The 14739-nt window shown below is 73.1% G+C and carries 12 protein-coding genes; 5 read left to right on the forward strand and 7 right to left on the reverse strand.

Going from position 1 to position 14739, the window contains the following annotated elements:
* The first annotated feature begins 102 nt into the window (after window positions 1-102).
* Entirely contained in the window at window positions 103-1335 is a 1233-nt protein-coding gene (locus NE234_RS04960) for a serine hydrolase domain-containing protein (protein ID WP_252777644.1), read from the forward strand.
* Window positions 1336-1365: 30 nt separating this feature from the next.
* Here NE234_RS04960 and NE234_RS04965 read toward each other — a convergent pair whose 3' ends face one another.
* From NE234_RS04965 to pdxR, 3 genes are all read right to left on the reverse strand, one after another.
* Window positions 1366-1743, reverse strand: coding sequence for a hypothetical protein (locus NE234_RS04965; RefSeq protein WP_252777645.1), 378 nt, complete (start codon window positions 1741-1743; stop codon window positions 1366-1368).
* 558 nt (window positions 1744-2301) lie between these two features.
* Window positions 2302-2559 (reverse strand): hypothetical protein, encoded by a 258-nt coding sequence (locus NE234_RS04970; protein WP_252777646.1) that lies wholly within the window; start codon window positions 2557-2559, stop codon window positions 2302-2304.
* 54 nt (window positions 2560-2613) lie between these two features.
* Window positions 2614-4044, reverse strand: a complete 1431-nt coding sequence (gene pdxR / locus NE234_RS04975) for a MocR-like pyridoxine biosynthesis transcription factor PdxR (protein WP_252777647.1) — start codon at window positions 4042-4044, stop codon at window positions 2614-2616.
* Window positions 4045-4127: 83 nt separating this feature from the next.
* Between pdxR and NE234_RS04980 the strand changes: the two genes are divergently transcribed.
* Together NE234_RS04980 and NE234_RS04985 are read left to right on the forward strand one after the other, a co-directional pair.
* Window positions 4128-5087: a DMT family transporter gene (locus tag NE234_RS04980; RefSeq protein ID WP_252777648.1), complete on the forward strand. Its 960-nt coding sequence runs from the start codon at window positions 4128-4130 to the stop codon at window positions 5085-5087.
* Between the two features lie 83 nt (window positions 5088-5170).
* Window positions 5171-6811, forward strand: a complete 1641-nt coding sequence (locus NE234_RS04985) for a fumarate hydratase (RefSeq protein WP_252777649.1) — start codon at window positions 5171-5173, stop codon at window positions 6809-6811.
* A 134-nt stretch (window positions 6812-6945) separates the two neighbouring features.
* Here the strand turns inward: NE234_RS04985 and NE234_RS04990 are convergent, their stop codons facing one another.
* A complete protein-coding gene (locus NE234_RS04990) occupies window positions 6946-8313 on the reverse strand; it encodes a serine/threonine-protein kinase (protein ID WP_252777650.1) in 1368 nt (455 codons plus the stop codon).
* Between the two features lie 134 nt (window positions 8314-8447).
* Between NE234_RS04990 and NE234_RS04995 the strand changes: the two genes are divergently transcribed.
* Window positions 8448-10517: a serine/threonine-protein kinase gene (locus NE234_RS04995; protein ID WP_252777651.1), complete on the forward strand. Its 2070-nt coding sequence runs from the start codon at window positions 8448-8450 to the stop codon at window positions 10515-10517.
* A gap of 131 nt (window positions 10518-10648) precedes the next feature.
* Window positions 10649-12052: a class II fumarate hydratase gene (locus NE234_RS05000; RefSeq protein WP_252777652.1), complete on the forward strand. Its 1404-nt coding sequence runs from the start codon at window positions 10649-10651 to the stop codon at window positions 12050-12052.
* A gap of 80 nt (window positions 12053-12132) precedes the next feature.
* On the opposite strand, the gene NE234_RS45175 is transcribed toward NE234_RS05000, so the two are convergent.
* From NE234_RS45175 to NE234_RS05015, 3 genes are all read right to left on the reverse strand, one after another.
* Window positions 12133-12633, reverse strand: coding sequence for an aggregation-promoting factor C-terminal-like domain-containing protein (locus tag NE234_RS45175; protein WP_308206840.1), 501 nt, complete (start codon window positions 12631-12633; stop codon window positions 12133-12135).
* A 305-nt stretch (window positions 12634-12938) separates the two neighbouring features.
* Complete coding sequence (locus NE234_RS05010) at window positions 12939-13415, reverse strand: aggregation-promoting factor C-terminal-like domain-containing protein (RefSeq protein ID WP_252777653.1); 477 nt, start codon at window positions 13413-13415, stop codon at window positions 12939-12941.
* A 386-nt stretch (window positions 13416-13801) separates the two neighbouring features.
* Window positions 13802-14620 carry an aggregation-promoting factor C-terminal-like domain-containing protein gene (locus tag NE234_RS05015; protein ID WP_252777654.1) on the reverse strand — a complete coding sequence of 273 codons (819 nt, stop codon included), beginning with the start codon at window positions 14618-14620 and terminating at the stop codon, window positions 13802-13804.
* Between the last annotated feature and the right edge of the window lie 119 nt (window positions 14621-14739).

A 14739-nucleotide genomic window follows, 5' to 3' on the forward strand; every position in this document is an offset into this window, starting at 1 on the left:
CGGCGCGCGCCGGCGTTCCTGGCGCGGGGCCGGTGGCGTGTATCGCGGACGTATCGGGAAACGCATACGCCCCCGCAACGACCTCGCGTCTTCAGTGGAGGCATGGATCACAACGCATCGATCGACCGGCGGCGGCTGCTCGGATGGGGCGGGCTGGCGGCCGCCGGCGTGGTGGCCGGCACGTCCCTGGTGGGCGCCCAGCCCGGCCACGCCGACCAGGCCCCGGCCGACGACCACCGGATCCCGCCGGACACCCTGCCCGGCGGAGCCTACGACCGGTACGTGGCGCAGCTGGCCGCCCAGGGCAGGTTCTCCGGAGTGGTGCTGTTGTCACACCACGGCCGGACGGTGCTGTCCCGCAGCTACGGCATGGCCGACAGAGAGAAGGGGATCGCCAACCACGAGGGCACCGCGTTCAGCCTCAGTTCGGCGGGCAAGCCGTTCCACGCGGTGGCCATCCTGCAACTGGCCCAGCAGGGCAGGCTGCGCCTGTCGGACACGGTGGGCGACCATCTGAAGGGCTTCGCCAAGGACATCGCCGAGCAGGTGACCGTCCACCACCTGCTGTCCGGCACCTCCGGGCTGGACAGCCCGGCCGAGGACGTGCAACGCGTCTTCCAGAGCCGGGACGAGGTGCACGAGTACTACGAGCAGCGGGCCCGGCAGGCGAAACTGGCAGGTGTCCCGGGCTCCCCCGACGCCGCCCACGAGGAGGCGGAGGTCACCATCTCCGCGCTGATCGTGGAGGCCGTGACCGGCACGACGTACTGGGACTACGCGCAGGAGAACATCTTCCGGCGCTGCGGCATGACCGGCTCGGCGTTCTACACCAGGCCGCAGTGGCTCACCGACGCGCACATCGCGCACCCGTACATGACGCTGGCCGACGGCAGCGTGGTGGACGCCATCCGTAACCTGGACAAGAGCAGCCCGGACCAGGACGTCCTCGGCAAGAATCCGGGCCGCGCCTTCATCGACGCCCCCGGAGACGGTGGCTTCGCCACCGCGCCGGACCTGGTCCGGTTCGCCCGCGCGCTGGGCGACGGCACGCTGCTGGACCGGCCCTGGGCCGACGTGCTCACCGCCCCCAAGATCCCCCACGGGCCGGGGTCGTTCGGCTCGTACGGGATCCCGGTCTCCATCGTCAACGGCCAGTGGATGTACCAGCGTGCCGGCGGCAACCCCGGTGTCGGCGCCAACTGGGACATCTACCCGTACACCGGCTGGGTCGGTGTCATTCTCGGCAACGGCGGCGACGTGCCGCTGCGGGAGATGATCGGGCAGGAGATGCAGGCCATCACCGGGGCTCCGGCCGGCGGGGGGACGGGCGGCTGAGCCGCGCACGCGCAGGCTCTGCCCGGCGGTTCATTCGTTCTCCTCGTAGACGACGTGGCGGCGGGTGTAGCGGTTGAGCGCCGCCGGGTCGAAGCGGCCGTCCCGGCTCACCTCGGTGCGATGCTCGATGAGGGCCTCGACCACGCACTCCCAGCCGCCGGGCGAGGAGATCTGGACGACCTTGGGCGGCGGGGTGGATCCGGGGTGGATCGCGTGCGGAACGCCGTGCGGCAGCAGGTGGAACCGGCTCTTGTCGCCCCAGTCGGCAGGGTCGCCCTCCCCGAGGTGGTAGCGCATGCCGTACGGCCTGCCCAGCTCGTTGAGCTTCCGCCGGTCGCGGTGACCGTCGCCCGCGCCCGCCCCGTACACGTTCTCGAGGTAGCGATCCCAGCCGCCCGGCGCGGACAACAGCCGAGTTCCCTCACTGGGGCATCCTGTTCGCCCCCTGGAGATCCACCTGGATTGCCGTACGAGAACGGCACGAGATCGTTGCCGCTCCGACGGCGATCGCGCTCCGGGACGCCTTCGCGGCACGCAACCGCCGTCACGTTGCCACCGTCGGGGCCTCGTTGCCGTCGGGGGTGACCGGGGGATGACCGGTTCGCCGACCTTGTGACGTCACTACCGGCGGCACAGTCGCCGGTCGATCCGGCTCAAGCAACTCCGCGGCCCGGACCGGGTGGGACCACACACCCCAGACACCACCACGCGGCCCCGGCGGCCTTTAGCGCTCGGCGGAAATGCCCCCGCTGCCGAGTGAGTTATCCCGATACCAGGCCGCAGCCGTCGAACACGCCCCTCCATCTCGCAATTCTTTGCTCTGCTCACCCCTAGTAGGCATTGAACCGTTCCAGGTGCCTACTCGAGGTGAGCAGAGCAAAGGAATTCAGGGGGCGGCCGTTCGCGGGTGAGGCCAGCCGAGACGACCGCGTCCCCGCGCGGCGGGAACGCGGTCGGCGGCGGGTCCTACGGGCGGGAGCCGTGTGGAGCCATCTCCTGTGCGAGGCGGCGCATGGCCTCCTCACCGGCGCGTTCGGCCTCCTCGGGAGTCTTGATCTCGGTGAGGGCGATCCGTAGTGCGGCCTCGGCGGCGTCGGCCGCCGCGCGGGCGGTGATGGCGTGGGTATGAGCACGTTCGATGTCGCCGAGACCGATGCAGTCGAAGGCGACCTGCGTGTCATGGGCGGCGAGTTCGAGCTGGCGGGCGGCTTCGTCAAGACTCATTCTTGATCCTCCTCATCGCCGCACGTCCTACCCCCGTTCCGGCCGCCGACACCGTCATTTCGGCCGATCGGGCGACAAGGCCTGGGCCAGGAGGTCCACGGCCTCGGCGAGGCGGTGTTCCGGCAGGCGGGCGTAGCCGATGACGATCGCGGGCGGGCCGGGGTGCCGTACGCGCATCGGGGCGACGCCCTGGACGGCGACGCCGAGGGCGGCGGCCCGGGCGACGACGTCGGTCTCGTCCGTGCCGGCGGGCAGTTCGACGTACGCGTGCAGCCCGGCGGAGACCCCATGGACGCGCACCTGCGGCAGGCGCCGCGTCAGGGCGGTGGCGAACGCGTCGCGGCGGTCCCGGTAGCGCCGCCGCATGCCGCGCAGGTGCCGGTCGTAGCCTCCGGTGGCGATCAGCCGGGCGAGCACCTGCTGGTCGAGCGCCGAGGAGCCGAGGTCGTACAGCGCACGCGCGGCGCGCATCCGGACCGCCAGCCACGGCGGCGCGGCCACCCAGCCGAGCCGCAGCGCCGGGGACAGCGCCTTGCTGACCGACCCGGCCAGGACGACCCGCTCCGGGGCGAGGCCCTGCAGGCAGCCGACCGGATCCCGGTCGTATCGGAACTCCCCGTCGTAGTCGTCCTCGATGATCACGGCGTCCACCGCGCGCGCCCACTCGACGAGGGCCGCGCGCCGGCGGGGCGACAGGACGACGCCGGTCGGGAACTGGTGCGCCGGGGTGACGAGCAGCGCACGCGCCCGCGTGCGGGCGAGGGCGGTGACGTCGATCCCCTCCTCGTCCACGGGGATCCCCACCGTACGGACGCCGGTCGCCCGGAGCATCGGGAGCTGCTGGTGGGCGAGGGGGTCCTCGACGGCGAGCAGCCGGTGCCCCTCCTCGCGGAGGATGCGCGGGACGGTCGCCAGGACGTGGGCGACCCCGGCGGTCACCACGACCGTCTCCGGCGTGGCCACGGCGGCGCGCACGCGCGCCAGGTAGGCCGCGAGCTCGGTCCGCAGCCGTCGCGTTCCGGCCGGGTCGGGGTAGTTGAGCTCGGCGTACGGGAGGTCGCGCAGCACCTCCCTCATCGTCGCCGCCCACCGCTCCCTGGGGAACGACGTCAGGTCCGGCTTGCCGGGCCGCAGGTCGTACGCGATGCCGGGTGGATCGATCGGTTCGGCCTCGGTGGCGGCGGCGAGACGGACCGCCCGCCGGTGCGCCGCGCCGGCGGGCGCGGCCGGTCGCGGCGGCGTGACGGTGCGCGCGACGCGGGTGCCGTCGCCCTGCCGGGAGACGAGGAACCCCTCGGCGACGAGCTGCTCGTACGCGGTCACGATCACTCCCCGGGAGACCTTCAGGTCCCCGGCCAGGTCGCGGGTCGAGGGCAGCCGGTGGCCGGGGCCGAGCGCTCCGCGCCGCACGAGATCACGCAGCCCGTCGGCGACCTGGGCGGCCAGCCGGCCGGCGGAGCGGTCGAGCGTCAGATGCAGGTCCACGCGCGGCCCTCCGGATTGGTCCTTGTTCTCGGCAGTCGATTGGTCCTCGTGCCCGGACCAATGGGTGCATAGCGTCTCAGCCCATGAAGCAGAGCACCAGCCCGCGCGGGGTCGTTCAGGCCGCGACCGGGATGACCATCGTCGGAACGCTGACCGCCGTCTCCGCGGCGATCGCCCGATACCCGGTGTACGGCGGCCAGGCCGTCCGGTACGCGGCGGCCGCGGTGATCCTCCTGCTCGTCGCCCGGGTGAGCGAGCGGCGCGCGCCCGGACCCCGGACGCGTCCCCGGCTGAGCCTCCGTGAGTGGTGCCTGGTCACGGCGCTCGCCGCGACCGGGCTGGCCGGCTTCAACGTCTGCGTCGTCGAGGGGACGCGGTACACGACTCCCGCGATGGTCGGCACGGTGGTGGGCGCGGTCCCGGTGCTCCTCGCGATCGTCGCTCCGTTGCTGGAGCGTCGCCGCCCGGCGCCGCGCCTCGTGGCGGCCGCGGTGATCGTGGCGCTGGGCGCGGCGGCGGCCAACGGGCTCGGCGGCGGGAGCCTGCGGGGCCTGCTGCTGTCCCTCGGCGCCCTCGGCGGCGAGATGGCCTTCTCCCTGCTGGCCGTTCCGCTCCTGCCCAGGCTGGGGGCGATCCGGGTGTCGGCGTACGCCGCGGCGATCGCGACTCCGATGCTGCTCGTCGTCGGCCTGGTCGTGGACGGCACCGCCGTGGTGCGGACGCCCACCGCCGGCGAGCTGGCGGGATTCGCGTACCTGGTCGTCGTCGTCACGGTCGGGGCGTTCCTGCTGTGGTACGACGCGCTGGGCAGGATCGGCGCGGACCGGGCCGGGCTGTTCGCGGGGTTGATCCCGGTGAGCGCGGCGATCACGACGATGGTGATGGGGCTGGGCACGCCGAGCGCGGCGGAGCTCTCCGGTGTCCTCCTCGTCGGGTGTGGCGTCGCGGTCGGTCTCGGCGGCTCGGCAGGGCGGCCGGCTCCGGCGGTCGCCGTACCGCCGGCTCCGGAGCCCGTGGGCGTCGCGGAGGCGTCGCGTCCGTGACGGCTCCCGAGCCGCGTTCGGCGCCGCGAGCGCGCGGTTCTAGGCTTGGGGACCACATCACCGTGTCGTCAGCGAGGAAGCCGATGCCCGAATTCGCCTTCACCGAGCTACTCCCCCAGGGCCCGGACGAAACCGAGTACCGCCTGCTCACGAGCGACGGGATCAGCGAGTTCGAGGCCGGCGGCCGTACGTTCCTGCAGGTCGAGCCCGAGGCGCTGCGGCTGCTCACCGAGACGGCGATCCACGACATCTCCCACCTGCTCCGGCCCGCGCACCTGGCGCAGCTCCGGAAGATCCTCGACGACCCGGAGTCGTCGCCGAACGACCGGTTCGTCGCCCTCGACCTGCTGAAGAACGCCAACATCGCGGCGGCGGGCGTGCTGCCGATGTGCCAGGACACCGGCACCGCCATCGTGATGGGCAAGCGCGGCCAGCACGTCCTGACCGACGGGGACGACGAGCGCCACATCGCGCGGGGCGTCTACGACGCGTACACGAAGCTGAACCTCCGCTACTCCCAGATGGCGCCGCTGACCATGTGGGAGGAGAAGAACACCGGCAGCAACCTGCCCGCCCAGATCGAGCTGTACGCCGCGCCCGGCGACGCGTACAAGTTCCTCTTCATGGCCAAGGGCGGCGGCAGCGCGAACAAGTCCTTCCTCTACCAGGAGACCAAGGCCGTCCTGAACCCGAACCGGATGATGTCCTTCCTGGAGGAGAAGATCCGGTCGCTCGGCACCGCCGCGTGCCCGCCGTACCACCTCGCCATCGTGGTGGGCGGCACGAGCGCGGAGTACGCCCTCAAGACCGCCAAGTACGCCTCGGCGCACTACCTCGACACGCTGCCGACCGAGGGGAGCCCGACCGGTCACGGCTTCCGCGACCTGGAGCTCGAACAGCAGGTCTTCGAGCTCACGCAGAAGCTGGGGATCGGAGCGCAGTTCGGCGGGAAGTACTTCTGCCACGACGTCCGCGTGATCCGGCTGCCCCGGCACGGCGCCTCGTGCCCGGTGGCGATCGCCGTGTCCTGCAGCGCCGACCGGCAGGCCCTGGCGAAGATCACTCGCGACGGGGTGTTCCTCGAGCAGCTGGAGACCGACCCGGCGCGCTACCTGCCCGAGACCACCGACGACGACCTCGAGGGCGAGGTCGTCCGCATCGACCTGAACCGCCCGATGGACGAGATCCGCGCCGAGCTCGGCCGGTATCCGGTCAAGACGCGCCTGTCGCTGACCGGGCCGCTCGTCGTGGCCCGCGACATCGCCCACGCCAAGATCAAGGAGCGCCTGGACGCCGGCGAGCCGATGCCGCAGTACCTGCGCGACCACGCCGTCTACTACGCGGGTCCGGCCAAGACCCCCGAGGGCTACGCGAGCGGTTCGTTCGGCCCGACGACGGCCGGCCGGATGGACTCCTACGTCGAGCAGTTCCAGGCGGCCGGCGGCTCAATGGTGATGCTGGCCAAGGGCAACCGCAGCAAGCAGGTGACCGAGGCGTGCAAGGCGCACGGCGGCTTCTACCTCGGATCGATCGGCGGCCCGGCCGCCCGGCTGGCCCAGGACTGCATCAAGAAGGTCGAGGTCCTGGAGTACCCGGAGCTCGGCATGGAGGCGGTCTGGAAGATCGAGGTCGAGGACTTCCCCGCGTTCATCGTGGTGAACGACAAGGGAGAGGACTTCTTCGCGGACACCACCGGGCCGCTGCTGACCATCGGGCGACGCTGACGCCGGGCCGGCTCCTTCACCTCGCCCGTCCGGCGAGGTGAAAGCCCGGGCTCGCCGTGGCGCGGGCCCGGGCTCGAGGTCGGGATGCTCGGAGGAGGCGTTGACCAGCGGCGTCGCGTCTTCGCAGAGGCCGGTTACCTGCCCCTGCCGCTTCCGCCCCCGTTGCCGTTGCCTTGGCCCTTGCCGTTGGCCTTCCCGTTGCCAGTGCCGCTGTTGCCGTTGCCGTTGGCGCCACTGCTGCCATTGGTGCCACTGGTGCCACTGGTGCCGTTGGTGCCACTGCTGCCGCTGCTGCCGCCGGCGTCGTGGCCGTTGCTCACGCCGCCGTTGCCGGACGCGGCCTTGGTGGACGGGGCGGTGGCCGGGCTCGTCCTCGCGGACGCGTGGCCGGGAGCCGTACGGTGCCCGGCGGGCGGGGCCGTTTCGGCCGAGTTCGGATGCGGCGGCACGTGACCGCGCGGCCGCAGGGACGGCGTGCCGGGCCGGGCCGATTCGACGGTGGCGCCGGTGGGCGGCCGGCTCTTCTCCGCGTGGGTTCCGTAGAGCACCGTGGCGACGACCGCGGCGGCCGTGGCGGCGATCGCCGCGGCGACCAGAGCCGGTACGACCGAGCGCCGCGCGTGCGAGGTCTTCTGGGGAGCCGTGACGCCGACGCCGAGGCGCGCGAGGAGCTCGGCGGGCCGCGGCCGTTCGGCGGGGTCCTTGGCCAGCGCCGCCTCGACCAGCGGGCGGAGCGACTCGTCCAGTCCGGTCAGGTCCGGCGGCTGGTGGATCACCCGCCCGGCCAGTTCGTCGCCGTCCCCCTCGCCGAACGGATTGCGGCCCATCCCGGCGTACGCGACGAGGCAGCCCCAGCCGAAGACGTCGGACGCGGCGGTGGCGGGCTGTCCGGTGAGGCGCTCCGGCGGGATCCAGCCGGGGCTGCCCATGACGACGCCGTCCTTGGTCAGCCCGCCGGAGGCCGGAAGACGCTGCGCGATGCCGAAGTCGATGATGCGCGGGCCGGTGGGGGTCAGCAGGACGTTCGCGGGCTTGAGATCCCGGTGGACCATGCCCGCTCCGTGGATCGCGGCCAGGGCACGCGCGACGCCCGTCGCGAGGGCGCGCAACTGCTCCGGCTGCAGCGGTCCGCCGGTGTCGATGATGTGCGCGAGCGACGGACCCTCGACGTACTCGGTGATCAGGTAGGGCGGCCGTTCGGCGGTGCCGTCGGCGAGCACCCGCGCCGTCCATCCTCCGGGCACGCGCCGGGCGCAGTCCGCCTCGCTCTGGAATCGCAGGCGGAGGGTCTCGTCGTCGGCGTCTTCGGGACGTGCGGTCTTGACCGCGACGAGGCGGCCGTTCCGGTCGCGCCCCAGGTAGACCACGCCCATCCCGCCCGAGCCCAGCCTGGCGACCAGGCGGTGCCCGCCGATGGCGGCGGGGTCGTCGACCTCGAGCGGCAGCACACCGGAAGCGAGGACGGTGGGTTCACCGAGCCCCGGAGCCGAAAAGGTTTCCATCGCCACGCCTCTTCCGATGGCGTCGACACCGAACGTGCCTGTCAGCTTCGATCTTGCAGTGACGCCGACGTGAGTGCAAGATCACGGTAAGGATCCGCGTGCCGCGACCGGCACACGCGGGTATCTTGCGCTTCGTGGCCGAGTCGCAGGACCGCTTGCTCTCCGGTCGTTACCGGCTGATCGAGGAGATCGGCCGGGGCGGCATGGGCACCGTCTGGTGGGCGCACGACGAGGCCGAGGACCGTGAGGTCGCCGTCAAGGAGGTCCACCTCCCGCCCAGTCTGCGGCCCCGCGAGCGGCTGAACCTCATCAAGCGCACGAACCGCGAGGCGATGTCCGCGGGCCGCCTGAACCACCCCGGTCTCATCGCCATGTACGACGTGGTGGTCGAGGACGACCGTCCGTGGCTCGTCATGGAGTACGTCCCCGCTCGGTCGCTGGAGGACGTCTTCGTCGCCGACGGCCCGATCTCTCCGGCGCGCGTCGCGGACATCGGCGGGCAGTTGCTCGACGCGCTGCGCGCCGCGCACGCGGCCGGCATCGTCCACCGTGACGTCAAGCCCAGCAACGTCCTGCTGGAGAACTCCGGCCGCGTGGTCCTCACCGACTTCGGCATCGCGACGTACGAGGGCGCCACCACGCTCACCCAGTCGGGGACGTTCATGGGCTCCCCCGCGTATGTCGCACCGGAGGTGGCCAGTGGCGAGCGCGCCTCGCCCGCCTCGGACCTGTGGTCGCTCGGCGCCACCCTCTACGCCGCCGTCGAGGGACGCCCCCCGTACGACTTCGAGACGGCGATGGCGACGCTCAGCGCGCTCGTCACCGCCGAGCCCGATCCCCCGGTGCGCGCCGGGTCGTTGCGCCCGCTGCTCGAAGGGCTGCTGCAGAAGGACCCGGCACGGCGGCTGACGGCCGAACGCGCGGCCGCGCTGCTGGCCGCGGCCACCGCGCCGCCGCTGCCGCCCCGGCCGGCGGAGGCGTCCCGGTCGCGGTCGAGCCGGCGGTCCGCTCATGAGTGGTCCAGCCGGGAGCTCTCCGGCCGCCGGGGTACCGGTCGCGCGCAACCCACTCCGCCCGCCTTAGGAACACCCGGCCGCGTGCGGCCCGGTTCGCCCGCGTCCGGAGGCTCGGGCCGGCAGCGGCCCACTCCACCCGCCCTCGGCGGCTCGGACGGTGGGCGGCCGCCCGCCTCGCCCGCCCCCGGCGCCTCGGACGGCCGGCGAACGGCCACCCCCGGGGACTCGGACGGCCGGCGCACGCCCGCCCCCGGGAGCTCGGAACGTCGGCGGCCCGCTCCGCCCGCCGTCGAGGGGCCGGATCGGGTGCGCGGTGGTTCGCCCGGTGACGGGAGCTCCGGCGGACGGTCCGCACTGCCCGGCCCCGGGCGATCCGACGACGCGCGGCACACCGCCCCGCCGGGTCTCGACCGGTCCCGTAGGGCGGGACCCACGCCGCCCCGTACGGGACGCGCGGGGCCGGGCCGGACCAGCCGGGACCTGCCGGCGATCGGCGCGCCGGCCGGGGCGCCCGCGCAGCCGACGGCGGACTGGCTTCCCGTCCCGAGACCCCAGTCCCCTGGAGGCTCCGGAGCCGGGCCGGTCCGCGGCGGGCGCCGATGGCTGGACCGGCCGGGAGCGCTTCCCGTGGTGACGGGCGGGGTTCTCACGCTGGCGGTCGGGGCCGGTGTGCTCGCCGGGCTGAACGGCTGGGCCGGTTCTGGGAACGCTCCGGCCGGCACCCGTACGTCCGCCGCGCAGACGTCCCCCTCCGCCGCGCCCGGCCCTCCTGCCGCCACCTCGTCGCCGACCCTCGCCGCGCGTTCCCCGGAGGCGCTGCCCGCCACGCTGCTGGACGCGTCGGACCGGCCGGTGTCGCGCCGGGTCGCGAAGAAGAGCGGAACCTGGCCGGACACGGCCACACTGACGTTCGGGGTTCCCGGCGACGGTCGCCGCGTGGGCGTCCTCCTCATCTGCCGGTCCGGCGCCCGCCGGCTGTCCTTCACGGCCTCCGTGCTCGGCGCCCCCGGTCGAACGGTCCACGGCGCGTGCGCGGAGAACACCCACCGGTTCGCGGCGCCGCCCGAACTCCGGCTGCCCTCCGGCGTCTCCCGCACCCGGATCCGGGTACGCCTGCGCCGCGGCCCCGAGGCCGGCGCCGGGCCGGTCGAGTGGCTCGCCGGAGCGTACGAGTCCCTCACCGGCTGAGCGCGCGCCGTCCGCGGCCCTCCCGCCACTGCGGGCGCGGGGCGCACGGCCGTCACGGGAATACGGCTGGTGCTCCCTGAGTCGGGTAAGGACGGGGACGACGACTGCGACCGGAGACGACCATGAGTGAGATGAGCGAACAGCAGGAGTTCCGCGTCGAGCACGACTCCATGGGGGAGGTACGCGTTCCCGCATGGGCGAAGTGGCGCGCGCAGACCCAGCGGGCGGTGGAGAACTTCCCCATCTCGGGACAGCGGCTGGACCGCGCGCACATCGCCGCGCTCGGCCACATCAAGGCGGCCGCCGCGAAGGTCAACGCCGAGCTCGACGTGATCGACAAGGGGATGGCCGACGCGATCGCGGAGGCCGCGCTGGAGGTCGCGAACGGCGACCATGACGCGCACTTCCCGATCGACGTCTTCCAGACCGGCTCGGGGACCTCCTCGAACATGAACACCAACGAGGTCGTCGCCACGCTCGCCGAGGAGCGGCTGGGGCGGCCCGTCCATCCGAACGACCACGTGAACGCCTCACAGTCGTCCAACGACGTGTTCCCCTCGTCGATCCACATCGCGGCGACCGGGCTGGTCGTGACCGAGCTGATCCCCGCGCTCCGGCACCTGGCGGACGCGCTGGAACGCAAGTCCGAGGAGTTCGCGTCCGTCGTGAAGTCGGGGCGGACGCACCTGATGGACGCCACTCCTGTGACGCTGGGTCAGGAGTTCGGCGGTTATGCGGCCCAGGTGCGGTACGGCGCCGAGCGGCTGGAGGCCGTGCTGCCCCGCCTCGCCGAGCTGCCGCTGGGCGGCACCGCCGTGGGCACCGGCATCAACACCTCCCCCGGCTTCGCCGAACGCGTCATCGCCGAGCTCGCCCGTGCCACCGGCCTGCCGCTCACCGAGGCGCGGAACCACTTCGAGGCCCAGGGGGCGCGCGACGCCCTCGTGGAGACGAGCGGCGCGCTGAAGACGATCGCGGTCGGCCTCACCAAGGTCGCCAACGACCTGCGCTGGATGGGCTCGGGACCGCGCGCCGGGCTCGGCGAGATCCGGCTGCCCGACCTTCAGCCCGGCTCCTCGATCATGCCGGGCAAGGTGAACCCGGTGATCCCCGAGGCGGTCTGCCAGGTCGCCGCGCAGGTCATCGGCAATGACGCCGCCATCACGTTCGGCGGCGCGGCGGGCAATTTCGAGCTCAACGTCATGCTGCCGATGCTCGCCCGGAACATCCTGGAGTCGATCCGCCTGCTGGCGAACGTCTCCCGGCTCCTGGCCGACCGGTGCGTCGACGGCATCGAGGCCGACGCCGACCGCTGCCGGGAGTACGCCGAGTCGTCCCCGTCGATCGTCACTCCCCTCAACCGCTACCTCGGGTACGAGGAGGCCGCCGCGGTCGCCAAGCAGGCCCTTCGGGAGCGCCGGACCATCCGTGAGGTCGTCCTCGAGCGCGGCCACGTCGACGCCGGTCGTCTCACGATCGAGCAACTCGACGCCGCCCTCGACGTCCTCGCGATGACCCGTCCCGCCGAATCCTGACCCGCCCCGCCGAATCGTCTCCCCGCCCGTTCCCTCCGGCCGGCCCCCAGCCGAGGGCCGGCCGGTGCGGGAACGCCGGATCAGTACCAGCCGGTGGCGGCCGAGTGGCCCAGGGCCGCGCACGGGGTGCCGTAACGGCTCTGGATGTAGCCCAGTCCCCACTTGATCTGGGTCGCCGGGCTCGTCCGCCAGTCCGACCCGGCGGTGCGCATCTTGTCGGCCGGCAGGGCCTGCGGGATGCCGTACGCACCGGACCACGGGTTGCGGGCGCGGTGGTTCCAGCTGCTCTCGCGCATCCAGAGGCGGTCGAGGCACTGGTACTGCCGGTACGACCAGCCGCGTTCGACGAGGAACGGGAGCGCGAGCACCCTGTTGCGCTCGGAGATCGTCAGCTGCGGTCGCCGGGGCGGCACCATGGCGGGCCACGCGCGGGCGGGCACCGCGCCGAGTGCGGGCACCGCGCCGAGTGCGGGTACCGCACCGAGTGCGGGCGGCTCTCCCGTGAGTCCGGCGATCAGAGCGGCGGCGCTGCCGAGCGCGGCGACGCCGCTCCGGGAGAGTCCCGTCAGTTTGAGGTCCAAGTCGGCTCTTCCGTCAGCCGGAGCGCCGGTCGCACTCCGAGCGGGCCTTCACTCCGCCGTCGGCTGCCCCTGTGGGCGGACCGGGCCATCGGACGGCGCCCCCGCAGGGGCGCCGTACGCGACGTTCGCGCGCTTCGGAGTGACGGTGACGGAGCGTTGCCTACTGGAAGCGTTCCGTCACCACGCCATGACACGTTCCGTGACACGCGCGGCTCGACACCGCTCCCGGCTGCGTTTGTGCCGCTCTTTTACCGAGTTCTTGCCGCCGATCAGGAGTGTCGGGGTGAAGCGGCGGCCGATCGGTCTCAGTACCAGCCGGTGCGGTGCATGTGCGACCATGCGCCACAGGGCGTCTTGTACCGGCCCTTGATGTATTTCAGACCCCATTTGATCTGGGTCGCCGGGTTGGTCTTCCAGTCCTTGCCGGCGCTGCGCATCTTCTTGCCGGGCAGCGCCTGGGGGATGCCGTAGGCACCGGACCAGGGATTGTGCGCCTTGTGGTTCCAGTTGCTCTCGCGGTTCCAGAGCTTGACCAGGCAGGGGAACTGCTTCTTGTAGCTGTGCGCCCAGCGCTTCTTCACGAGCGGCTTGGCGATGCGCTCGTTCCGCTGCTTGCGGGTGGGCTTCTTCTGCGTGGCGACGGCGGCGACGCGCACGGCGGCCGTGGTCGGCGACGCGGCCTGGGCCGGTGCCTCGGCGGTGAGACCGACGCTGACGCAGACGCCGAGGGAGAGAACGACGGCCTTGGCCGCGGAGAACCCGTTCGGGCGGTTGGAGGACAAGAATGACCTTCCGTCTGCCGACGCGCCGGTCGCGCGGCGAGCGGTGTCCACCTCGGCCGAAGCAGCCTTCATGGAGCGGGAGGAAGGCGACCGGGCCACCGGCGGCGTCGCTGTCGGACGCCGTGTCCGGCCGTGAGGGACGGCCGGATTCCGAGGCGGTGCGGCGGATGTTCCGCCGCGTCATCACCGCGGGCGTCTCATGAGCCCGCGGCTGGTGCTCCGCAGGCGCCTTACGGCCCTGCGGACGGAGCTCCGCGCATGAGGATTCCGCGAGGAGCTCCACGTCCGGGGATCCCGCGAGCGGGGCTGCGCGGCCGGGGATCCGGTGAGGGGAATTCCGTGAGCGGAGCCCGGCGGCCGGTGGCCGCCGGGCCGGGGAGTGCCGGTCAGTACCAGCCGGTGCTCTGAGAGTGGCCCCAGGCGCCGCAGGGCGTGCTGTAGCGGCTCTTGATGTAGCCGAGGCCCCACTTGATCTGGGTCGTGGCGTTGTTCTGCCAGTCGGGCCCGGCGCTCGCCATCTTCGAGCCGGGCAGCGCCTGCGGGATGCCGTACGCGCCGGAGGGGTTGGCCGCGTGCACGCGCCAGCCGCTCTCGCGGTTCCACAGGTTCACCAGGCAGCCGAACTGCGTGCTCGGGTCGAACCCGAAGCTCGGCAGCAGCGACTTCGCGATCCGCTGGGCCTCGCTCGCCGGCACGGGGTTGCCGGCGCTGCCTCCGGGCGGGGTGGGCGTCGGCGTCTTGGTGGGGATCGGCTCGCCCTTGGCCAGCAGCGAGGGCCGGTCCTTCTCGCTCCGGGCGGCGCGGAGGGCGCGCTTCTGCAGCTCCTTGCGGCGCGCGGTCTCCAGGCTCTTGCGCTGCTTCTCGGTCATCGGGGCCGGCGCCTGCGCCTCGGCCTGCACCTGCTGCGCGGAGGGTTCGGCGGCGGGCTTCTTGGAGGCACCGGAGCCGCCGCCGGTGAGCGCGAAGGCGGCGGTCCCGCCGCCGATCACCACGGCCGCCGCCGCGGCCACCGCACCGACCTTGATCAGCTTGCCGGAGGGGCGAGGCTTGCGGCGCATGGACTCGAAGTCGTCGTTCCCGTCGGCGCCGGGGCCGCCGGGGCCGTCCGGCGGTGTCGGGCCGCCGGGGGGAACGGCGCCCAGGTCGTGGCGGGTGGCTCCGAGGTCATCGACCGGAGCGGTTTCGGCCGTCTCCGGGATGGGCATCGCAGAAGTGGCGCCCGAGAGATCCGGCCGCTCGGGCTCCGGCGCGAGGGGAGAACCCGCCACCTTGACGTCCTCGGACGACGGGGGCTGGTTCTGGGGGAAACGAGCGTCGTCCCACG

It is taken from the genome of Actinoallomurus rhizosphaericola, from assembly GCF_024055675.1.
Lineage (GTDB): Bacteria > Actinomycetota > Actinomycetes > Streptosporangiales > Streptosporangiaceae > Actinoallomurus > Actinoallomurus soli.

Coding starts and splice junctions, on each gene's coding strand:
- NE234_RS04970 (WP_252777646.1), bottom strand. CDS start 2,559: ATGAGTCTTGACGAAGCCGCCCGCCAGCTCGAACTCGCCGCCCATGAC.
- NE234_RS04960 (WP_252777644.1), top strand. CDS start 103: ATGGATCACAACGCATCGATCGACCGGCGGCGGCTGCTCGGATGGGGC.
- NE234_RS05000 (WP_252777652.1), top strand. CDS start 10,649: ATGAGCGAACAGCAGGAGTTCCGCGTCGAGCACGACTCCATGGGGGAG.
- NE234_RS04990 (WP_252777650.1), bottom strand. CDS start 8,313: ATGGAAACCTTTTCGGCTCCGGGGCTCGGTGAACCCACCGTCCTCGCT.
- NE234_RS05015 (WP_252777654.1), bottom strand. CDS start 14,620: ATGCCCATCCCGGAGACGGCCGAAACCGCTCCGGTCGATGACCTCGGA.
- NE234_RS04985 (WP_252777649.1), top strand. CDS start 5,171: ATGCCCGAATTCGCCTTCACCGAGCTACTCCCCCAGGGCCCGGACGAA.
- NE234_RS04980 (WP_252777648.1), top strand. CDS start 4,128: ATGAAGCAGAGCACCAGCCCGCGCGGGGTCGTTCAGGCCGCGACCGGG.